Origin of the sequence: Paenibacillus sp. J45TS6 (assembly GCF_018403285.1) — a bacterium.
Lineage (GTDB): Bacteria > Bacillota > Bacilli > Paenibacillales > Paenibacillaceae > Paenibacillus.
On record NZ_BOSJ01000019.1, the window covers coordinates 67,502 to 89,094 of the forward strand.

Genomic DNA, 21,593 nt, shown 5'->3' on the forward strand with positions numbered 1-21,593 from the left:
ACTTTAGGTTTATTTCCCCATTATTTAAAAAAATCAACAATATTTATTGATATGTTGAGTAATCAACGAATTGCGCTAAATTAACCATTGAACGCCACACTCATCCATTTATAATTTTAGACAGATGTTGATTAATCAATAAATATTGATTTGTTAGTTGGAGTTAGTCTAGCACCTTCGATAAGAAAGGGGAAAAAGTATGTTTAACGAAACTTTCAAATTATCAAATGGCTTAGAAATTCCAAAATTAGGACTTGGCACATGGCTGCTTGACGATGCACAGACAGCACAGGCAGTCCGTGATGCGGTAGCGATCGGATATCGTCATATTGATACTGCTCAGGCTTATATGAATGAAGCTGGTGTAGGCGAAGGAATCCGTTCCTGTGGTGTCGCAAGAGAAGAACTTTTTATCACGACAAAGGTTGCTGCAGAAGCAAAGACCTATGATGCAGTTACACAGTCCATTGATGAGTCTTTAGCAAAGATGGGACTGGATTACATTGACCTTCTGATTATCCACAGTCCACAGCCTTGGAAGGAGTTCCGTGAGGAAAACCGTTACTTCGAGGAAAACAAAGAAGTATGGACAGCAATGGAGGATGCTTATAAGGCAGGCAAGGCAAAGGCAATTGGTCTTTCTAACTTCCTTCAAGATGATATAGAAAATATTCTTTCAAGTTGTGAAATCAAACCCATGGTAAATCAAATATTGGCACATGTGAGCAATACTCCTTTCGAGTTAATTGAATTCTGCCAGAAGCATGACATTCTGGTAGAAGCATATTCACCAATTGCTCACGGTGCAGTCCTTGATCATGCAGAGGCGAAAGTAATAGCTGATAAGTATGGGGTATCTGTTGCCCAGCTTTGCCTGCGTTATGATATTCAGCTTGGTCTTGTAGTCATTCCTAAGACGGCAAACCCGGATCACATGAGAAACAATGCAGAGCTTGATTTTACGATCAGCGATGAAGATATGGAAACTTTGAAGAATGTGGAGCACATCGAGAATTATGGTGAGCATAGCTTCTTCCCGGTATTTGGCGGGAAAATAAAATAAACAGGGTGTTTACGAGGAGGCATTTTTATGACAACAATGAAAGATAAAGTGGTAATTGTAACGGGAGCAAAAGGCGGTATGGGGCTGGCAACAGCCCAATTATTTGCTAAAGAAGGTGCAAGTGTAGCTTTAGTTGATAGGAATGAACCTAAACAAGAAGCACAAGACTTGGTAGACGCGGGCTATCAGGCGATATCCATCCAATGTGATGTTTCAGATGAGGAAGCTGTTAAAGCTATGGTAGAAAAAACAGTGGCTGCATTTGGAAAATTAGATTATGCATATAATAATGCCGGTATTCAAAACGCCATGACAGATACAGTTGATTTAAAGGAAGAAGTTTACGATGAAGTGATGAATGTGAATACGAAGGGTATTTGGCTTTGTATGAAGTATGAGCTGCTTCAATTAAGAAAGCAAGGGACAGAAGGGGCAATCGTTAATTGTTCTTCCATGGGAGGATTAATGGGTGGTCCCGGACGTTCTGTATACCATGCTTCTAAACATGGTGTACTCGGATTAACGAAAAGTGTTGCTTTAGAGTATGCTTCAAAAGGAATTCGTATTAATGCAGTATGTCCAGGAATCGTCGAAACGCCAATGGTCGAAAATATGTTAGCTACAGAAAGTGATGCAATGGACGAATTAATAAAACAAGTCCCCATTGGCCGTCTAGCTAAAGCAGAGGAAGTTGCTTCTGTTGTACTTTGGTTATGCTCTCCTTCCGCAAGCTATATAGTTGGTCAAGCGATATCCGTTGATGGTGGATTCACGGCCTAATCATATAATTTAGCTGAAAAAAATATTAGGAGAATGATCCTCGGCTTATCTACGATAAAAATAAATGGAGGTGAAAGCTATGCAAACCCATTGGAGCCAAGAACAAATGGATGCTTTTTCAAAGGCGGATGATATGTATATATCACCCTTTTACAGTGACGGTAAAACTCCGGGAACACCAACTTGGATTTGGTCTGTTGTTGCAGATAATAATCTATATGTCAGAGCCTATAACGGTCAGAATTCAAGATGGTATAAATCTGCTGTAAGGCAAAAAGCGGGAAAGATAAAGTTAAATGGTGAAGAGTATAAGGTAACATTCCAGCCTGTGGATACGGACGCTGCATTAACTGAAAAAATTGATGGAGCTTACAAAGATAAATACGGTAACAGTATATATCTTTCACCTATGTTAAGCAAAGGACCTGTAAGTGCAACCGTTAAAATCTTACCTCGTGAGGAATAATATTATTTATCCTGAATTATTCAAAAGAGGTTCTCTATTTTCCCCTGAAGGAAAACAGAGGACCTCTTTTTTTGATAAGAACGATCGATAGCTTGTGGAGTAAATGCATTCCCCATGTTCGGATACTTATAGATTTCTGTCTATCAAAATCCCTAGTTGTACTGCTATCACACGAGGCGGATAAGGCATCCCTTCTTTGATCCACCATTCCACAATGCCTACAAAAGAGGTAACTATAAATTGAAGTATAACCTCTTCATTCAATTCTCGATTGATCGCTTTTGTTGTGTCAATATCGTTTTTCATTTCTTCGATAAGAAGCGCTTGGAACCGAGTACGAAAAGAAGATGCTTTCGTACTTGCTAATAACGTTGAAAAGAAAGTATAGTTGCTTTCAAAGTATTCGAACCAGCCTACATTCGATTCTACAAAATCTAAATCCAATTCAGCTGCTGATTCGCACATTACCCTTAGTTTATTAATATGTTCTTCAATGATTTTATCCAGCAGATCATACTTATCCGAGTAATGAAGATAAATGGTTCCTCGGTTCACATTTGCCCGGTCAGCAATATCCTGAATGGTAATATCATCAAAATTTTTATTAGACATCAGTTCGATAACAGCTTTTTTGATCGCTTCCTGGCTTTTGGTTATTCTTCTATCCACTTTAGTCATTGTTAGGTCACCAATCTTTTCTAAAGATAATCAGCAGTATTTGCAGTATTTTCTTTTTATAATTATAAACAAGTGTTGATTAATCAATCAATATTCATTTTTAAGTTTTGTCATTTTTGAAAAGGATCTGCTTTTAACCATTCTTTTTTAAGTAGGGCATACTGGAAGGTATTTTCGTATTACTATTTACCTCCTGTGAGTGTGTTTTATATGATTTTCGATATGGATAAATAACATGCGATCTTTAACATAATAATTAATTTTGACTGCCATGGACTTATCGGCATGCTTGGTAATATTGGATGGAAAACCTCCGTTACATACCTGAAGAGAAGTAACATAAACCCCGCTTCTAGCGAAGGGGGGTTATATCGTTTATACTGATAAAACCAATTTAGTTCTTAGGAGATGTTTGACGAACCATGAACAAGAAAGAAGTCGCGCACATACGCAAGCAGTTTAAGATGGATCATGATTTACTGAATATTTACGATATTCTTAACGTGTACATTATGAAGGAAACAAACGAAGTATATCACTGGGAGCGGAATCCTTTTGAATTAGTGGAGCGAGAGAAACAGGAGCTGCACATGGGTAATTTTAAAAAACTGCTCACTGGTGAATTAGATCAGAAGTTGTTCGAACTTAAGTTTCAAGAAGAAGCAGAGGAACCAGCGCAGGTGCTATTGCACCAAGCTTTAGTAACAGGTGATCCCGAAGAATGGCAGGACCTTATGCTCCTGCTCGTAGATAAAATGTTGGTGGATGCCAAATATGAGCGGGATACCGTAATTACTTTCGTGCGTGGACAGTACTACTTACCGACCAAAGCCAGAAATGAAGAAGCCGAGGAGAGCGGGAAAGACGAGGTATTCGCACATCCGTTCATACTATGCAGTGTAAATTCTACAGAGAAGCAAAAGAAAACTCTATTATTCGATTATGTAGAGAGAGAATATAAGTACAATGTGAATGTAGATCCGATTATCAAGCTTAGTTCGCCGGAGCAAGGGTTCTTTTATCCAAGTGTGACAGACAATTACTCCGATGTGAACCGCATTTTGTACTGTACGGGAAAATCGAACTTTCCAGATCCGCATTTCATCGAACAGGTCTTAACTGCCGAAAGGTCCGTAACGGCACTGGAAGAGAGAGCGATCTTCGAGGACATCGTGAAGGAAGTGGCGGGTGAGGAACTTGATGCTTCCACCATCGCACAGGTGTACGAAGAGATTCAGTATGTGATTGAAACGAACGAGGAGGAAGAAGAACCTCCGAAGCTGGATTATAAAGATTTAGAACGTGTCCTAACGGTAAGCGGAGTAGAGGACGTAACACCGGAGAAAGTAGAACGGGCTTTTGAAACAATTATTGATGATAGGAACTATGAACTGAAAGCGAGCAGCGTTATGCCGAAATATACTACAAAATCGATTAAGATCGATACCAAGGTAGCCACAATTTCGGTCAGCCCGCAGGATTTAAAGTATGTGAAACAGGTGAATTTCCAAGGGAAACGATGCATCATGATTGAGGTCGACGAAGATGTTGTGATCGAAGGATTTACGCTTAGTACAGAGACGTTGTAGAAATCAGGTTCACAGTATTTGATTTAAGATTAACGGCATGAATAATTCCAAAGCTATGCTTTAAATAAATCTATAATTAATAAAACGGAGCTCCCTAACGAGGTTGCTCCGTTTTTTCGTCTATATCGGAGGGAAATATTAGGAAAGAAGGCTATGGTAGAATAAAATCATCAAATCGCAATTATTGGAGGTAATCTCTCTTGATCATTCAATTAGGTAATTTCGAAGTGAATTCTGGGCAACTGGTTGTCGCTGATCCTTGTTATGAACTAGATACCAATACCGTTATCATGGGTGTATTAGAGCTTGCTGCGAATGGTACTTGGAACACGGAAGTAGAGAAGGTGGAAATTCCAGATTGGGGTGAAGCTAACGCTAAATTGACGGCTTATCATCAATCGGTTGCTGAACAGGGAACATTCTTGGAGTGGATCAAGTGTCCCTTTGTGGTTGGGGTGGATAGCGGACAGGCTGGGATTTTTGATAGTAACCATTACCGAATTCCTGATGCTGCTAATTACAGCGGTGATAATGATACGGACAGCGAATGGTATCTTGCCTGCTGTGATATCACTGACAATGGGGAAGAAGCGGGTGTTCTGACGGGTGGCGTTGTATCTCGTACCGGTATGGGTGATGGTGCTTACGGTGTGTATAAAGCAGTTAATGGACAGAGTCAGGTTGTTGGTGTGAAGATTGTGTTTATTAAGAATTAACTCTCTACTAATAAGACTAAATAAAAAACAAGCGCAAACGGCCATGGAAGGATATCCTTGTATGGCCGTTTTATTAGGATACACGACAATAAGTGCAACCCATGACTGCCAATCTGTAGAAGGAAAAGATATCTATTTTAATGAAGGGCTAGAGAGGTGGAAATATGTACCAATATCATGGTTGGGCAGTCATATTAGAAAGTACTGGTGACGAGGTAAGCAATGAAAAAGAAATAAAGATTGTTGAAGCGATTAAAAAGTACATTGAAGATTTGCAGCTGAATGTAGATGTATTAGATATGAAGGCGGTAAATGGACAATATCATCTTTGGATGACGGGATTATGGAATCGTGAGCCTTCATTAAAATTTAGCCCTGTAGAAATAATGAAAAATATAGGGATTATTGCACCTGGCTCATATGGAATGCTCTATGTATTTAATGATGAACATCCAAAACATTTTAATGAGTTTAGAGTATATGCTCTTGCAAGGGGGAACGTGGAAGAGAAAGGTGACCCATTTTTGTCACCACTAATACCCGTTGTAACTGATGACATTGAAGCAGCTGACACGGAGTAACATGAGAAACTGCAAGATGCCCTCCACCTCATTATCATCAGACACTAATAATATTTAGAATGGAATACAACTTACGAATCTCTTTTGAGTACGAGGTGTCACCCTTGGCTTGGCGCTCTGTCAACTGAATAAAAACAAGCGCAAACGGCCATGGAAGGGTATCCTTATATGGCCGTTTTATGCAACAGAGGGAAAAGTTATAAAATTTGTTTCTGAACAGAAAGAGGTTACAGGTTTTAGACAAATATATATTGAAGAGCCTCTAGTTAATCTAGCACCTGAACAATTACAAAAATTAGATAAGATTAAGAGTATGGACGCAATCGTAGTAAATTCACTTGAAGAATTGAAAGGAGTTTTAAAGTAAATGGGAACCTCGTCATTTTTTTTAGTTGAGAGAGACAGATATTCATCAGACAATTTACTGTCTTCAGTTATGTTAGCCTCGTTTCATTCTAACGCCATGCTTTACTACAGGAATGAAAAGTACTTTACCGAAGACAATCAATTCAAGTATACGACCATTAGTATTATGTATAATCCAGATGATGATGAAAATAAGTTTTTAATATATATTGATGGAGTTATGAACGATGGACTTGAGTTTTATAATAACGGACAATTTTTAGGTTTGGACCCATCACTGAGCTTATATCAGGTTGGATGTATTGAGGATGTGTATGATAACGAGGAGTTGCTTTTTAATTTTGTTTTTGAATACTTGAAGTTAAATCCCAATCAATATTATTGGTTAGGAGGTTACAATTGGGTTTACAGTTGGGAGGATATGCAAAGATTAAAATCGTTACCGTATGACCCAGATTGGTGCTATAAGAATCCTAAAAACTAACTTGTTTGGTTGTACAGTCCTTGCAACAGGATCGTACAATACTGCCAACAAACCAAACACTAAACAATTCAAACTCTTGATAAACTTTCAAAGCTCAAATTCTGAATTGTAGACACGGGAAGGTTTCAAAGACGGATAGATCTGGAACAGATAGCATATTTATAGACAAACAAGGACTCTGCTTAATGCAGGGTCTTTTTTTTATAGACCAATTTCAGCTTCCGAAAAAGTTTACAAAAGTTCACTAATTTATAAAATCGGTGGAAAATTTAATGTTATAATGGAAGTTGGTCTGCTGAACATGATACATAGGAGGGAGATGAAGTTGTATGGACCATATGATTTTCGAAGTTGGAACCGCTTTATTACTTATTGCGATCTTTTCACTGATTGCAGGTAAATTCAAGTTTTCAATCATACCCTTTTTAATTGTTTTGGGGATGATCGTTGGGCCGCACGCCCCGACACTGGGGTTGATTGATTTGACCTTCATTGAAAGCAATGAAGTGATCGCATTTTTAGGACGGATCGGGGTTCTGTTTTTATTATTTTATATAGGACTCGAGTTCTCCGTATCTAAATTAATTAAATCAGGCCGCAATATTGTGTTTGGTGGAACGGTATATGTTCTGATCAATTTTATTATTGGTTTAGCTTATGGTTTCATGGTCGATTTTCCGTTATATGAAACGTTAATTATTGCAGGGATGTTATCTGTATCCTCTACGGCCATTGTGGCAAAAGTACTCGTCGATTTCAGACGGACAGGTAACTCTGAGACAGAGCTCATCCTGGGTATGATTTTGTTTGATGATTTGTTCCTCGCTGTTTTCCTATCCGTGATGTCTGGTTTACTACTAGGGGGAGCAACGTCTATTGGTGGTATTCTCCTATCTGTAGCACTCTCAATGGGGTATATGTTACTATTCTTCGTCATCGCAAGAAAAGGAACGCCTTTGCTAAATAAGCTGCTTAATATCACATCTAATGAAATATTCATCATCGTTGTATTCTCACTTTTGTTCTTTATCTCCGGTTTTTCCGAGACTCTGCACGTAGCAGAAGCGATCGGGGCTTTATTATTTGGGCTAGCTCTATCGGAAACTTCCCATAGTAAGAGGATTGAACAGCTCGTGGTTCCGTTCCGAGATTTCTTCGGTGCTATATTCTTCTTTAGCTTTGGTCTAAGTATTGATCCATTAACACTGGGTGATGCTGCATGGATCGCCATTGGGGCTGTTGTGTTAACAATGATAGGGAATATTCTAGCAGGAATGATCGCTGGACGAAAAGCGGGACTATCTCATAAAGCTTCGACCAATATTGGTCTTACGGTGATGGCTCGGGGAGAGTTCACGATCATTGTAGCTAATTTAGGTATATCTGCAGGATTGTTACCGATTTTAAAACCATTTTCGGCGCTATATGTGTTAATATTGGCCATTCTTGGGCCCTTACTAGCAAAAGAATCGAAACATATCTATAATGGCTTAAATAAACTGTTTAGATGGAACCAAGTAAAGGAAAAACCGAAAGAGGAGAAATTGAACGAAACCATCTGAACTCGTTCAAATAATGGAGGTATACGAATATGGGAACTATAAGAGAATCTGATCTTCCTGGAATCGGAAAAAAGTATCAATTGGAAGCGAATTCAGGCAGTAAGATCGTGATTGTCATCCATAATGATGGAAGAAGAGAACTTTATCATTTTTTAGATGAGGATCCAGATGAATGCATCTCTCAAGTAAGCTTGGATGATGAAGAGTCCAGACAGATTGCTTCTATTATTGGAGGCATGCAATACAAACCTAAGGCACTTGATACGGTTCAAGTAACGCTTGATGAACTCGTCATTGAATGGTGCAAAATAGAACCACACTTTAAAAGCATTAATAAAACGATTGAGGAATTACATGTTAGAGCCCGCACTGGTGCAACGATCCTTGCTATTGTGGAGAAGGGGAAACAGAAGATTAATCCTGGGCCGCAAGATAAACTGATGTTAGGGATGACTCTTGTTGTAGCGGGAGAGAGAAAACAAATTAAGCAGTTGAATGATCTGTTGTTAGAAGGGTAACAAAAGCTCGGTCACGCTGATACGAAAAGTCGGTATACACCAGCTAATATCGTCATAAATGAACGACAAAAGACGCTTAGGAATCAATCCCTAGAAGCGTCTTTATTTTGTTTATTCTACTTCTTACCGTTTGACTATACCCACCCCGTAAACTCAAGTATTGACGCATTCGCAGATTGTGCTTGGGACTGAGCCCCTTTACGCCACTGCTTCGGCGACTCACCTATAAGCTTAGAGAAGCACCGATTGAAGCTGGATATGGATTGAAATCCGACTTGCTCAGATATAGAAAGAATAGAATCATCCGTACGTTTTAACTGCTTGCAGGCTTCTTCAATCCGGGTGCTGTTTAGAAAATCGAGAGGAGACGTTCCCATCATTTCATGGAACTTTCTTCGGAAATGAGTGGGGCTTAAGTGGCATAAATCGGCTAGAAAATCGATGGTGATCGGTTTCATATAGTTTTTCGTGATATATTCCAGAACCGGAGAAATGACAAAATCACCTTTTACATTTTGCTCGGTTTCTTGATTTGCCAAGGGGAGACTCATGGAGTGAATTCTAAGAAGTTCGATATATAAGGATAACAACAAGCCATAGGCACTTTCCTGATAGTAAGTATTCTGCTGTTTCAGTTCTTCTACGACCGACGTCGCAAGGGTATAAACCTTCGGATGGATCTCTTTGTTTAATACACAGTTCATTCCCTTTAGCATCTGCAGATTGGGTTCGAAGTGGTGGTATGCACCTTTAAATGAATACCTGAAGAGGTCTTCCGGCGAAAAAAAGAGATAGGACCAGCGGCTGGCTGTATTTGGTGAACTATACGTTGTATGAGGAAGATACCTGGGAATAAAGGTTACATCGCCGGCTTGAAAAGGGACAGACTCTCCTTTGATCTCCATAAAGCCGCTATCTGAATGACAAATCCCAATCTCCAAATGGTTATGAAAATGGAGATGGTCGCTTTTGATGTCGGAAATCTTCCAACGTTCACCGCTTAACAGCAAGATCGGGAAGTTGAGAGGCAAGCTGTAGTGACGGTATTCAATGACCGGTTTCTTTTTTCTGGGCATACTCCATACTCCCATTCCGTTGATTTGTGCCTAGTATAGGCCAACAATATTCCAATTTCAACCTTATATATGCTATAAATGGTTGGAATTGCGTAGTTTTTCTTTGAATATGCTTAGATATAGCCCAACAAAGCGGTTTACAATAGTTTTATTAAAGCGCTTCCATTAGTATCGGATCGCTCTCAATCACCACTTAGGATGTGTACGAACGAGAGGAGAATACAGATGCTTCAATTAAACTATGACAGAGAAGAGATCGTAAGTATCATCGACAAAGTTGTCAAAAAAACAATGGCGATGGACTTAACTTGGGACTGGCCTTGCGGTGTGGCTTATTATGGTGTATCCAGAGCCTATCAAACAACAGGGAATAAAGAGTATCTGAATATGTTGATCCAGTGGGCAGATGAATATATTGAGCTTGGCCTGCCGCATTGGACGGTAAACACATGTGCTATGGGGCATATGCTGATCACATTGTATGAAGAAACAGGGGATCAGAAATATTGGGATATTGTGATGAGCAAGGTAGATTATCTCCAGAATCATGCGCTTAGATTTGGAGACAATGTTCTGCAGCATACGGTATCGGCTAATAATGATTTTCCGGAACAGGCTTGGGCGGATACTTTGTTTATGGCGGCATTTTTCCTGCTCCGTGTAGGAACCAAATTGAAAGATGAGGCAATGATCCAGGATGCCCTCAATCAATATTACTGGCATATCAAATACCTGCAAGATCCTAGCAGCGGTTTCTGGTACCATGGCTACAATCATGTCAATCAGGATCACATGTCCGGATTTTTCTGGGGGAGAGCAAATGCTTGGGGAGCCTACACCATGTCACAAGTGAAAATGCTTTTGAAAGACTGGTATTTATACCCGCAATGCATGGACGTAGAATGTTCACTTCGGGATCAATTGGCGGCACTCAAGCTTGTTCAAACAGAGAACGGCCTGTGGCGGACGGTACTGGATGACAAGGATTCCTATGAAGAAGTATCTGCATCTTGCGGTATTGCGGCTGCGATGATCAATAACGGCAATCCGCTGCATACCAAATATGTACAAAAGGCCCTGGATGGCATCGTGAACCATATTACCGAAGATGGACGAGTACTCGGTGTATCAGGCGGTACAGCGGTGATGAAAGACCGGGAAGGATATCGTAATATTCCAAAAGACTGGATTCAGGGCTGGGGTCAAGGCCTCGCACTCTCTTTTCTATCCGATATGCTTAAATAGGAGGAATCAACCTTGTCTAAAAAAACAACGGGATCCTTTACTCTGCCAGGTGAATCTGGTTATGAGGCACTGACGCTGCAGTTAGCAGAGCGGTGGGGTGCGGATGTAATCCGTGATAGTGACGGTACGAAATTATCCGATGAGATTATTAACGCGGGATACGGTATCTATTCGACGATTTGTATCATCAGAGATCATAACGAATGGGCAAGTGAGAATCTCGATAAGCTGCAGCAGTGTTTTTTAATTACAAATCCGAAGGTCGCTGTACAAGATTATATCTCGATCTATCTGATGGAAGATTTCTTTGACGAACAGTTCCGAGTAAATGACTCTAAAGAGGCGCTGAAGTATTGGCAAGTGTATGACCGGACAACGGGGGAAGAAGTTCCTAGAGAACAATGGAATTATGAAAGAGAATCAGGAAATGTAGTCATCAGCGGAATTACCCCTTGGCATAAATACACAGTAAGCTTTATGGTCTACCGGATCTGGGAAGAAATCTCCATGTACAATCACACAACGAATCATTGGGACAAAGAGCATTTGATGCAGATCGATCCTATGTATGCGGATACGCAAAAGTATCTGCTGGAGTGGATGGAAAATTGGTGCGAGCAGCATAAGGAGACAACCGTTGTTCGGTTTACCTCTTTATTTTATAATTTCGCCTGGATCTGGGGCAGTAATGAGCGCAATCGCCATCTGTTCACGGACTGGGGATCCTATGATTTTACAGTAAGTTCAAGAGCACTGGATCTATTTGAAAAGAAATATGGATATTCGCTCACGGCCGAAGATTTTGTGAATGGCGGGAAATATCGCGTCAGTCATATCCCAGCGGAGCAGCGGAAGCTGGACTATATGGCATTTATCAATGATTTTGTCATCAAATTCGGGAAGCAATTAATTGATATTGTGCATAAGCATGATAAGCTTGCGTATGTTTTTTATGATGACAGCTGGGTTGGTATGGAGCCGTACAATGATCGCTTTCAGGAATTCGGATTTGACGGAATGATTAAATGTGTATTCTCTGGTTATGAAGCAAGGCTTTGTTCCGGTGTGAAAGTAGATACGCATGAGATCCGGCTGCATCCTTACCTTTTCCCGGTTGGTTTAGGCGGGCTTCCTACCTTTATGGAGGGCGGTGACCCTACGCTTGATGCCAAAAAGTATTGGATTAATATCCGGCGTGCTTTGCTACGTGAGCCGATTGACCGGATTGGACTGGGCGGATATTTGCATCTGGTAGAGCCATATCCCGATTTTTGCGATTACATCGAAAAGATTGCGAATGAATTCAGAGAGATTAAAGAGCTGCACGATAAAGGAAAACCGTATCATATCAAGACGAAGGTAGCCGTTCTGCATAGCTGGGGCAAGCTGAGGGCCTGGACATTGTCTGGACATTTCCACGAAACGTATATGCATGATTTGATTCATATCAATGAAGCTCTATCGGGACTGCCGATTGAAGTACAGTTCATTGATTTTGAAGATATCCGTCAGGGTGTATTGCAGGACTGTGATGTAGTAATCAATGCCGGGTCTGCCGGTTCAGCTTGGAGCGGTGGAGAGCATTGGAATGACCACAAGTGTGTGGACTTACTGACGAAATGGGTGTATGAGGGCGGTACTTTTATTGGAGTTAATCAGCCATCGGCAGTAGAAGGGCACGATACCTTTTTCAGAATGTCACACGTTCTTGGTCTAGATGAGGATACCGGCGCAAGGGTGGCTCATGGAAAATGGGCTTTTGAGGCTTCGGACGAGCATGGTTTAGTACCTGAAGGAGCGAGTATAGCGCCAAAGAATAACATTTACCTTACGGATGGGTCAGCTGCAGTCGTGGATGAAGCGAGTGGAATGGTAACTCTGTCTACTCATGCCTTTGGAAAAGGGAAAGGGATTTACCTTCCTTCCTTTGAATTCAGCTTGGAAAACACAAGATTATTGCTGAATATCATTCGTTATGCCGGCGATGAGTTACATGAAACCAAATATATTGCGGATAACTTATATACAGAATGTGCTTATTATCCAGAAAGCAAGATATTAGTTGTGATTAATAACAGTGATGAGGTTCAAAGAACAACGGTTGATACTGAGTATGGAAAACAAACCATGGAGCTTGAGCCGTATGACACGATTATAAAAACGATTGGCGAATTGGTGATTAATTAAACCGATGAAAGGCGATCGGATAGGAACACCCGTTGATTAATCCAAAGTCTACCTATAAGGGATGTACTTCAATGTGAAGTGCATCCTTTATTATTAGACTGTTTATATTCTAGCAATTTAATCATCGTGGGTTCTTGCTATTAAACGATAAGGGCATGATGGTACGAATTAGGTACTGTTATGTCCTTTTGTCATTTTGATGAAATACTACGAATGATGCTCTCTCATATACTGGAAGACTACTTCATTTGGAATAAAGAGTGATATTTTTTCATGAGGGGGAATATCTATAACTATTAATAAATTTAATAGTGAGGTGCTATATGAATTCTGTCTATATTACAAGTTTAGGTAAGTTCCTTCCAGGCTCTCCCGTTAGTAATGATGAAATTGAAGATTATCTCGGAAAAATAGGAGGAAAGACGTCCAAGACCAAACGAATTATTCTGGAGAAAAATCAAATCCGTTATCGCTACTATGCGATGAATAAGGAACAAAAGAGTTTATATTCCAACACAGAAATGGCTTCCTTGGCTATTCGTGATGCACTAAATCGGAATGAGAATGTAGAAGAACATCAGATTGGATTTCTTGCGGCAGGAACAACAAGAGCTGACCTACTCCTCCCTGGATTTGCAAGTATGGTACATGCAGAGACTGAATTACCTGTTATGGAAATTTCATCGCATACGGGGTTATGTGCCAGTGGAATGCACGCCTTGAAGAATGCTTATTTACATATAAAATCGGGTGAGAATACAGTAGCAATCTCATGTGCCAGTGAGTTTCTGAGCCGTGAGTTTAAACATACAAAGTTTGAAGCACAAAAGAATTATGCGAACGGTCGAGTACCATTCGATACGGATTTCTTACGATTTATGCTGTCAGATGGTGCAGGTGCAGCGGTACTGCAAAATACTCCTTCTCAGGAAGGTCAATCGCTGCGAATTGAATGGATAGACAACAAGTCCTATGCGAATCAATACGATGTTTGTATGTATTCAGGAATGGATAAAGAGAGCGGCATCTCTTCCTGGCTTGATTATCCTTCCATTCATGAAGCGGCAGATCAAGGAGCCCTTAATCTGAAGCAAGATGTGAGGCTTGTTAATGAAATTACAAAGGTGGGGACGAATCGAATCCTAGAGCTCGTCGAAGAAGGCAAGATTAATCCTGAGGCGATTGACTGGATGGTCTGCCATTATTCATCTCATTTTTTCAAAGAGGAAATATTTCGGTTGTTTGAGCTTGGTGGAGTGAACATCCCTGAAGAGAAATGGTTCACGAATTTATATACGAAAGGTAATACGGGATCAGCTTCCATATATATTATGCTTGAGGAATTGCTGAATTCGGGTCGTCTAACAGAGGGGGAGCAGGTGCTGTGCGTCGTTCCCGAAAGTGGGAGATTTCAAAGCTGTATTATGATGCTGACCGTTATGGGATCTTCATTGGAAATGAGTGATTACAGCAACTAAACGATGGCTTGAAGTAAAGGAATAGAATTTTTTCAAAAGAAAAGAAGGTATAAGAAAAGGATAGATGAACAGGAGGAAAACCTGTATTCATCTATCCTTTTTTGCACAGCGAATAACCTCGTTTATCACAATATTATTTATTGACCTAGTAGTGGGTTAGGTTATATTAAATGTTAAATAAGGGGATTACATAAAAATATTTGAAAAAGATAAGCCAAATCACCTTCCCGTTTATCTAATAGATGTAAAACAAAACGAAAGGGGGCACTGCGATGAAACATGAACGTTTAGTAAAGAAAGCACAAAAAGGAAACGATAAAGCCTTTTTAATGCTTTTTCAGCAGTATGAAGCAGATATTTATCGAATGGCCTATGTCTATGTGAAAAATAAAGATGATGCACTAGATCTTGTTCAAGAAGTGGCCTATCAATCATTTAAGAATATGAGTACTTTGAAAAAACCAGAGTATTTTAAGACTTGGCTCATAAAAATTACAATTAATTGTGCATTGAGCTTAATCAACAGAAACAAAAAGGTAATCCCGCTAATTGCAGACTTTGAAGTGCCTGCTGGGGCAGACGATGAAGATCTTGAACTTACGATATCTTTAAATAAGCTGATTGATACGTTAAAAGAGGATGAGAAGAGTGTCATTTTACTAAAGTATTACGATGATCGCACACTAAAGGAAATTTCAGAGATACTAGACATCCCGCTAGGAACCGCAAAGTCTGTCTTATACCGTGCGCTAGGTACGCTTCGTCAAAAATTAAAGGAGGAGGTAGGTATTTATGGATAATCATTTTAAGCAAAAATTATCAAACATCGAAATCCCTGTGGAGCTTCATGAAAGAAGTAAATTGGGCGTTCGTAAGGCAAAGTCTGAAATGGGCAGTATACGGAATCGTTCTTTTAAAAAAAGATGGGTGATAGCTAGTATTGCTGCTTGTTTAGTGATCCCAACAAGTGCATTTGCTTATCAAGCGTTACTAGTCGATGATATTTATGGTTCCTTTGATAATCTGAAAAAACATGGGATTCATATTACAATGGAAGGCTACTTATTGGCTAATGCAAAACTAAATCAAGCAAAAGGTAACCTAGGAAAAGAAGAGTTTAAACAATTTAAAGATTCATTACACTTAATTACAAATGCAAAACTTGAATATGGCGATAAAAATGGAAACATCGATTATTCTCAAGTACCTGCAGAGCAATTAGAGAAAATGAAAGTAATAATGAGCGAAATTCAACCCTACTTTGACAAACTAAACGGACAATTATCAAGTAAAGAGGTATTAACAGCGGAAGAATATGAACAGTACATGCAAACTTTAATCACTTATGAAACGATTCAGGCAAAACTAGGCCTCTCAAGTATTAAAGAGATCAATACAGTTCCTGCAGAGTTCAGAGAGGAATTCAGCAAAGCTCGAGACTACTTACATTATGTATACGAAAAACAAGCTGGAAATTGACGATCCTAGTCTTACTTTCGGATACTCAATGGCTGCTGCAGCAGCCTTTTTCCTTCGTATAGAGCATTAAATTCAGTATATTTAATAGCTAATAAACAAACAAAGCACATCACATATAAGTGTGATGTACTCTGTTATCTTCTCTATTATCTTCTCTATCTAGTTAAACCCAATGATTTCACTTTAAGAGTTACTCTCCATTGCTCTCATCGACTCAGCAACCTTCACCATCATGGAGCATTCCACACGCTTACGGAAGACGTCACAGCTAAAGTCATAGGTGCCGTTGATCGAACCTGTTGCATGCAGAGCATTGGCAGGACAGCCGCCGCTGCAATAAAGTTTCGCCCAGCAATCTTTGCATTCCGGTTTTGAGTAACAGTTGCTCTCTTTAAACTGACACTGCAGATCCGTCCGTGTGATGCCATCCCACAGATTGCCCATGCTGTAATCTTCATCTCCGACGAACTGATGACAAGGGAAAAGCTCGCCCCATGGCGTTACCGCAAGATACTCCGTTCCCGAACCGCACCCGGTAATTCTTTTCTGAATGCACGGTCCTTCGGAGAGGTCCAGCATGTAATGATAGAAGGTAATTCCTTCGCCTTGTTCATCACGCTTCATCATTTCTTTAGCAAGAATTTCATACTGGTTATAAATTTCGGGGAGATCTTTTTCGGTTAGTGCGTAAGGCTCCCGTGGATCACAGATAACCGGCTCCATCGAGATTTTATCAAAACCAAGGTCAGCGATATGAAAAATATCGTTTGTGAAATCAACATTGTTCCCCGTGTAGATTCCTCGCACATAGTATTCTTGGTCTCCGCGCTTTTGAACGAATTCCTGAAACTTCGGTACGATATGGTCATAACTGCCTTTTCCATTCACCATTGTACGCAGTCGGTCGTGAACTTCTTTTCTTCCATCCAGACTGAGTACAACGTTGTACATTTCCTGATTTAAAAATTCAGTAACTTCATCGTTCAGCAGCATGCCGTTTGTCGTAAAGGTAAAGCGGAACTTTTTCTTATATTCTTTCTCTTTGCTTCTGGCATAAGCAACAATCTGTTTAACGACTTTCCAGGCCATGAGCGGTTCACCGCCGAAAAAGTCAATGTCTAGGTTCCGGTGATGACCTGAATTCTCTAGAAGGAAATCGATCGCTTTTTGCCCAACCTCATAGCTCATGATCGCCCGGTTGCCGTTGTATTTCCCTTGACTCGCGAAACAATAATCGCATGATAGATTGCAGGTATGTGCGACATTGAGGCACAGCGCTTTCACATAAGTTTTCCGATTTCTTAAATCCATAGAAAGATTCTCATACGGATCGCTTGTAAAGAGTTGGCCTGTTTCTTTGAGTTCCTCAACAGCTGCGATCGTATCGCGAATGTCTTTCTCCGTAATGTCCGCGTCTTGCTTATATTCTTCAAGCATCAACTTTAGAATTTCTTCTGGAGGTGTCTGCTCATAAAGTTCAATAATTTTATATGCCAGATCATCAACAACATGCACCGAACCGCTGTAGGTGTCGAGCACGATATTGTATCCGTTCAGTTGATATTGATGAATCATTCTTCGTAATCAAGCTCCTTACTTGTTCATTGGGTTTTCACAACGCTGGTTAGCAACCCCGCAAGAAGTCTTGCAAGCGGATTGGCAAGAGGTTTGGCATGCGCCGCATCCGCCGTATTTTTCAGTATCCATTAGTCTGCGAGTACTTAGTGTTACGATTCTTTTCATCATGATAACTCCCTTGTCTTAGATTCATTCAAAAGTAACAAAATGATATGTACTTCAATGAGTTATGGTATCTATAACCAAGGGTGTATATCAATCAAATAAATCACACCTAGAAATAATTAGTATGGAAGATTCCTGAGAAGATGAGCCGGTCCGTTGGGATCGGCTTTTTGGCATGTGATGCCCCCCCGGAAGTGAGGGTTCTAACTCGCCCTTGCTCACCGGTAGGTAAGGAGTATTACCTGCTTAACTCTCTGAGAGAGGTTTAATTAGATAGAAGAAACGATGAGGAAATGGTCCTCTTTTTAAACATGATGATTACGAATCTAAGAACATAGGGAGGGGTGAACGTCATAGACACAGAACAAAAAAAACTAAATTACGATGACATTCAAGGAATCGTTTTACAAGAACGGCCAACCCCTTATGTAGGAACTTATGTACTGTTATCCATCGACCATCTGCAGGACGGGAAAGCGATGCTGCAGCGGCTTCTCGATGAAGTAACATCGGCCGGACAATGGAGTAAACCTCACGAAGGTGCTTGGGTCAACGTTGGTTTTACTTATCGAGGGCTAGAGAAGCTAGGAGTTCCTCAGGATTCGTTAAACAGCTTCGACAAAGAGTTCCGGGAAGGCATGGCTGCCCGGGCCGCAAAGCTAGGCGACGTGAACGAAAGCAGCACAGAACACTGGGAAGACCCACTCGGTACTGACAAAGTTGATGTGGCGCTTGCTCTGTTTGCATCCACTGAAGAAGCGTTGCATCAAGCGGAAGATGCAGCTCGCCGAATTCATAGCGATTTGCGAGGTATATCGGTTATTTACCGGCTTGAGGTTGGTATGAATCCTGACGGTCGTACGCACCTTGGCTTCATGGATGGAATTAGCAACCCGAGAATCGAAGGAAATCATATACCGAATGCGGTGGGACAGGAAGATGAGATCAAAGCCGGTGAGTTCCTATTCGGGTATTTAAACGAATCCGGTATCATAACCAAGGGTCCGGAACCAGTAGAACTGGGTCATAACGGTAGTTACCTCAGTTTCCGTAAGCTCCACATGAGAGTTGCGGCTTTTCGTCGTTATTTGCGGGAGCATGCCGATCATCGGGACGATGAAGAACTTTTGGCTGCAAAAATGGTGGGAAGATGGCCAAGTGGTGCTCCTTTAAGTCTGGCCCCGGAAACGGATGACCCAGCACTCGGGGAAGATATTCACCGCCGAAATGCATTTACGTACGCGGATGACCCGAAAGGTTTCAAATGTCCGGTAAGCTCGCATATCCGGCGTGCTTTTCCACGTGACAGCTTGCAAGATTCTGTAGTTAATGTGAACATTCATCGGTTGCTTCGGCGTTCGACGATGTATGGTCCTGTACTCCCCGAAGGGGAGATGGAGGATGACGGACAGGATCGAGGGATTATTTTTGCGGGAATATGCAGTTCATTGTCTCGGCAGTTCGAATTTATCAAGACGGATTGGTTAAATGGAGGCAATTTCGCCGGCATATCAACCGAAAAAGACCCGATTACCGGTAAAAATGAAGGGGAAGGGATATTTACGATTCCAGACAAGCCTATCCGCCACCGAGTAAAAGAACTTCCCAGTTTCTCAATTACTAAGGGCGGCGAGTACTTTTTTGTCCCCAGCATGACGGCACTACGGTGGATGGCAGAGCTGGATTAACATCATATCTAAGGAGGAATTAACATGAAAGAAGTACAAAATCAGACGAATCCGATTACTAGCGCTGGACGAGCAGGTTTGCGGGAAGGTGAAATATCCGAGCTTACGATCATTGCACCGCTTAAAGAAGGGGGTGCGGATCGGCTCCGTGAGAAATTGAAAAAAAGCGCTTCGAGACAAGCGGAGACAATGGCACGGATCGCGACTGTTCACGATATGCGTTTTGTGATTTTTGATAATGACACACGCTTGCTATTTGCGACAGCTTACGATGGCGATTGGGACAGTTATATCGATGATTTTGGAACCGAAATTCCGGATTTGTTAAATAATATGTTTAATGAACTGGTAGACTTTCCGGGAATTGAATCTGCGGAAGCGAAAGACTACATCGCCAAGTATCAGGTAACTGCATCCGGTTGGTATAGTGCCTATCCCGATGCTACGGTCAGAGATATTTGGCGCGGTCAGCGTATTGTGAAGTCCTGGAATGATCTATTAGACGCTTCGCAAAGCTAGAAGAAGGGGGATGGATATATCCCCTTTTTTGTTTTTGATAAATTACAAAGAGGTGAACGAAAATGGATAATAAAAATGTTGAATCATCTGGACTTGCAGTTGAAGCCGTGGACTCTATTGAGGAAGTCGCAGGTAAATATCCAAGTTACCGACGTGCACACGCTAAAGGAGTCGTTTATCATGCAGTATTTACACCTAACGGACAAGCGGCATCTTTAACGACTGCTCCCCATCTGCAAAATCAAGAGGCGCAAGCTCTTGTGCGCTTCTCCAACAGCTCAACGAATCCATCCATACCGGATGTTTTTTCACCCGCGAAAGGAATGGCTGTTCAGTTTGAATTGCCTGATGGGGGCGTGACAAGTTTGGTCACGATTACATTGCCTATCTTTTTTGCCAAAACACCTCAATCCTTTATTGATATCTTAGGCACGATTAAAGAAAATTCAGTTGAGGGAGCGACAACGGCAGACAAATTTAAAGCGGTCATGGAGAAATATGAGGAAAGCCGAGCCGGGCTTCAAGCTGTGAAAATGCTGCAGCCTCCGCTCAGTTTTGCTACCAACCGCTATCATTCCATTCACGCTTACTATTTCATCAATAGCAATGGCGAGCGGCAGGCTGTTAAATATGAGTGGGAACCGGAAGCGGGTCTGCATTATTTGGCGAATGAAGAAGTCAAAGCGCAATCGCCCAATTATTTGGAGGATGAACTAGCCGAGCGGCTATCAAAAGGGCCTGTAGCCTTTCAATTATCTGTAGTCCTAGCGCAAGAGGGAGATCCAACGGACGATCCAACGTCTGTTTGGCCGGAGGACCGAGAACGGATTGTGGTGGGTGAGTTATCAATCACCGGCATAGCAGACGAGAAAGCCCAGGATCGTGTTTTTGACCCAACAGACGTACCTGCGGGTATCGAATGCTCGAAAGATCCTATTTTAAACTTCCGCCACGATGCTTATGCGGTATCACATGACCGCCGGAGTCAGGGTCAATAATTGTTATAAACGAATCATTATATGAGGAACGTGCTAGAACAGAATATTTTTAACGATAGGGATGCCCTTCCATTGAAGTGCGTCTTTTATCGTTAGACTGTTTTTATTTTTGCGATTTACTCATCGTAGGTACTTTCACACTATTTGCAACTCAGAAGATTTTTAGAAAGAGTTGTAATGATCCTGCTATTCAAGATAAGCTTATACAGAGTACATATTCACCAAGAAAGGCGTGATCATATGAATATATATGACGGATTGTCAATCCAAGTGCGACACTTCTTCTTCAAATGATTCGTGAGCAGTTTTCCATCCTAAACATTTCCTTGGTCTGTTGTTAATAAGTTGGAGGGCATGTTCTAATTCTTCCTCAGTCA

22 protein-coding genes and 1 pseudogene are annotated in these 21,593 nt (G+C 41.0%); 18 read left to right on the forward strand and 5 right to left on the reverse strand.

Going from position 1 to position 21,593, the window contains the following annotated elements; translation table 11 throughout:
• The first annotated feature begins 199 nt into the window (after positions 1–199).
• The 3 genes from KJS58_RS20975 (at position 200) to KJS58_RS20985 (ending at position 2,309) form a co-directional block, all read left to right on the forward strand.
• On the forward strand, positions 200–1,063 hold the full coding sequence (locus KJS58_RS20975) for an aldo/keto reductase (RefSeq protein WP_213535428.1): 864 nt from the start codon (positions 200–202) through the stop codon (positions 1,061–1,063).
• Positions 1,064–1,090: 27 nt separating this feature from the next.
• The gene (locus KJS58_RS20980) at positions 1,091–1,843 is read left to right on the forward strand and encodes an SDR family NAD(P)-dependent oxidoreductase (protein ID WP_213535429.1); all 753 of its coding nucleotides are present in this window, start codon (positions 1,091–1,093) and stop codon (positions 1,841–1,843) included.
• Between the two features lie 79 nt (positions 1,844–1,922).
• A complete protein-coding gene (locus KJS58_RS20985) occupies positions 1,923–2,309 on the forward strand; it encodes a DUF2255 family protein (RefSeq protein ID WP_213535431.1) in 387 nt (128 codons plus the stop codon).
• 126 nt (positions 2,310–2,435) lie between these two features.
• Here KJS58_RS20985 and KJS58_RS20990 read toward each other — a convergent pair whose 3' ends face one another.
• Positions 2,436–2,987, reverse strand: coding sequence for a TetR/AcrR family transcriptional regulator (locus KJS58_RS20990; RefSeq protein WP_213535432.1), 552 nt, complete (start codon positions 2,985–2,987; stop codon positions 2,436–2,438).
• 422 nt (positions 2,988–3,409) lie between these two features.
• Here KJS58_RS20990 and KJS58_RS20995 point away from each other — a divergent pair, with 422 nt between their 5' ends.
• The 7 genes from KJS58_RS20995 to KJS58_RS21025 all read left to right on the forward strand — a co-directional run bounded on the left by KJS58_RS20995 (position 3,410) and on the right by KJS58_RS21025 (position 8,803).
• Positions 3,410–4,576 (forward strand): DUF4317 domain-containing protein, encoded by a 1,167-nt coding sequence (locus tag KJS58_RS20995; RefSeq protein ID WP_213535433.1) that lies wholly within the window; start codon positions 3,410–3,412, stop codon positions 4,574–4,576.
• Between the two features lie 200 nt (positions 4,577–4,776).
• On the forward strand, positions 4,777–5,292 hold the full coding sequence (locus tag KJS58_RS21000; protein ID WP_213535434.1) for a DUF4241 domain-containing protein: 516 nt from the start codon (positions 4,777–4,779) through the stop codon (positions 5,290–5,292).
• A gap of 164 nt (positions 5,293–5,456) precedes the next feature.
• Positions 5,457–5,873, forward strand: coding sequence for an Imm7 family immunity protein (locus KJS58_RS21005; protein ID WP_213535436.1), 417 nt, complete (start codon positions 5,457–5,459; stop codon positions 5,871–5,873).
• 109 nt (positions 5,874–5,982) lie between these two features.
• Positions 5,983–6,240: a hypothetical protein gene (locus KJS58_RS21010; protein ID WP_213535437.1), complete on the forward strand. Its 258-nt coding sequence runs from the start codon at positions 5,983–5,985 to the stop codon at positions 6,238–6,240.
• Positions 6,241–6,723, forward strand: coding sequence for a hypothetical protein (locus KJS58_RS21015; protein WP_213535438.1), 483 nt, complete (start codon positions 6,241–6,243; stop codon positions 6,721–6,723).
• Between the two features lie 329 nt (positions 6,724–7,052).
• Positions 7,053–8,285 carry a cation:proton antiporter gene (locus KJS58_RS21020; RefSeq protein ID WP_213535439.1) on the forward strand — a complete coding sequence of 411 codons (1,233 nt, stop codon included), beginning with the start codon at positions 7,053–7,055 and terminating at the stop codon, positions 8,283–8,285.
• A 29-nt stretch (positions 8,286–8,314) separates the two neighbouring features.
• On the forward strand, positions 8,315–8,803 hold the full coding sequence (locus KJS58_RS21025) for a cation:proton antiporter regulatory subunit (RefSeq protein ID WP_191802828.1): 489 nt from the start codon (positions 8,315–8,317) through the stop codon (positions 8,801–8,803).
• Between the two features lie 134 nt (positions 8,804–8,937).
• Here KJS58_RS21025 and KJS58_RS21030 read toward each other — a convergent pair whose 3' ends face one another.
• On the reverse strand, positions 8,938–9,879 hold the full coding sequence (locus KJS58_RS21030) for a helix-turn-helix domain-containing protein (protein ID WP_213535440.1): 942 nt from the start codon (positions 9,877–9,879) through the stop codon (positions 8,938–8,940).
• 225 nt (positions 9,880–10,104) lie between these two features.
• Here KJS58_RS21030 and KJS58_RS21035 point away from each other — a divergent pair, with 225 nt between their 5' ends.
• The 5 genes from KJS58_RS21035 (at position 10,105) to KJS58_RS21055 (ending at position 16,268) form a co-directional block, all read left to right on the forward strand.
• The gene (locus KJS58_RS21035; protein ID WP_213535441.1) at positions 10,105–11,124 is read left to right on the forward strand and encodes a glycoside hydrolase family 88/105 protein; all 1,020 of its coding nucleotides are present in this window, start codon (positions 10,105–10,107) and stop codon (positions 11,122–11,124) included.
• A gap of 12 nt (positions 11,125–11,136) precedes the next feature.
• Positions 11,137–13,311 carry a 1,3-beta-galactosyl-N-acetylhexosamine phosphorylase gene (gene gnpA, locus KJS58_RS21040; RefSeq protein WP_213535442.1) on the forward strand — a complete coding sequence of 725 codons (2,175 nt, stop codon included), beginning with the start codon at positions 11,137–11,139 and terminating at the stop codon, positions 13,309–13,311.
• Positions 13,312–13,634: 323 nt separating this feature from the next.
• Positions 13,635–14,789 (forward strand): beta-ketoacyl-ACP synthase III, encoded by a 1,155-nt coding sequence (locus KJS58_RS21045; RefSeq protein WP_213535443.1) that lies wholly within the window; start codon positions 13,635–13,637, stop codon positions 14,787–14,789.
• Between the two features lie 272 nt (positions 14,790–15,061).
• Positions 15,062–15,589, forward strand: a complete 528-nt coding sequence (locus tag KJS58_RS21050; RefSeq protein WP_213535445.1) for a sigma-70 family RNA polymerase sigma factor — start codon at positions 15,062–15,064, stop codon at positions 15,587–15,589.
• Positions 15,582–16,268 (forward strand): DUF3600 domain-containing protein, encoded by a 687-nt coding sequence (locus KJS58_RS21055; RefSeq protein WP_213535446.1) that lies wholly within the window; start codon positions 15,582–15,584, stop codon positions 16,266–16,268. The genes KJS58_RS21050 and KJS58_RS21055 overlap by 8 nt, the downstream gene beginning before the upstream one ends.
• A 183-nt stretch (positions 16,269–16,451) precedes the next feature.
• Here the strand turns inward: KJS58_RS21055 and scfB are convergent, their stop codons facing one another.
• Positions 16,452–17,843: a thioether cross-link-forming SCIFF peptide maturase gene (gene scfB / locus KJS58_RS21060; protein ID WP_213535447.1), complete on the reverse strand. Its 1,392-nt coding sequence runs from the start codon at positions 17,841–17,843 to the stop codon at positions 16,452–16,454.
• An 18-nt stretch (positions 17,844–17,861) separates the two neighbouring features.
• The gene (scfA, locus tag KJS58_RS21065; RefSeq protein ID WP_160033811.1) at positions 17,862–18,011 is read right to left on the reverse strand and encodes a six-cysteine ranthipeptide SCIFF; all 150 of its coding nucleotides are present in this window, start codon (positions 18,009–18,011) and stop codon (positions 17,862–17,864) included.
• Between the two features lie 344 nt (positions 18,012–18,355).
• Here scfA and KJS58_RS21070 point away from each other — a divergent pair, with 344 nt between their 5' ends.
• The 3 genes from KJS58_RS21070 to KJS58_RS21080 all read left to right on the forward strand — a co-directional run bounded on the left by KJS58_RS21070 (position 18,356) and on the right by KJS58_RS21080 (position 21,216).
• Positions 18,356–19,699: a Dyp-type peroxidase gene (locus tag KJS58_RS21070; protein WP_213535448.1), complete on the forward strand. Its 1,344-nt coding sequence runs from the start codon at positions 18,356–18,358 to the stop codon at positions 19,697–19,699.
• 24 nt (positions 19,700–19,723) lie between these two features.
• Positions 19,724–20,218, forward strand: a complete 495-nt coding sequence (locus tag KJS58_RS21075) for a hypothetical protein (RefSeq protein WP_213535449.1) — start codon at positions 19,724–19,726, stop codon at positions 20,216–20,218.
• Positions 20,219–20,325: 107 nt separating this feature from the next.
• Positions 20,326–21,216: a catalase family peroxidase gene (locus KJS58_RS21080; RefSeq protein ID WP_249717743.1), complete on the forward strand. Its 891-nt coding sequence runs from the start codon at positions 20,326–20,328 to the stop codon at positions 21,214–21,216.
• Between the two features lie 261 nt (positions 21,217–21,477).
• Here the strand turns inward: KJS58_RS21080 and KJS58_RS21085 are convergent.
• Positions 21,478–21,593: pseudogene (locus KJS58_RS21085) on the reverse strand (IS30 family transposase); the annotation flags it as partial.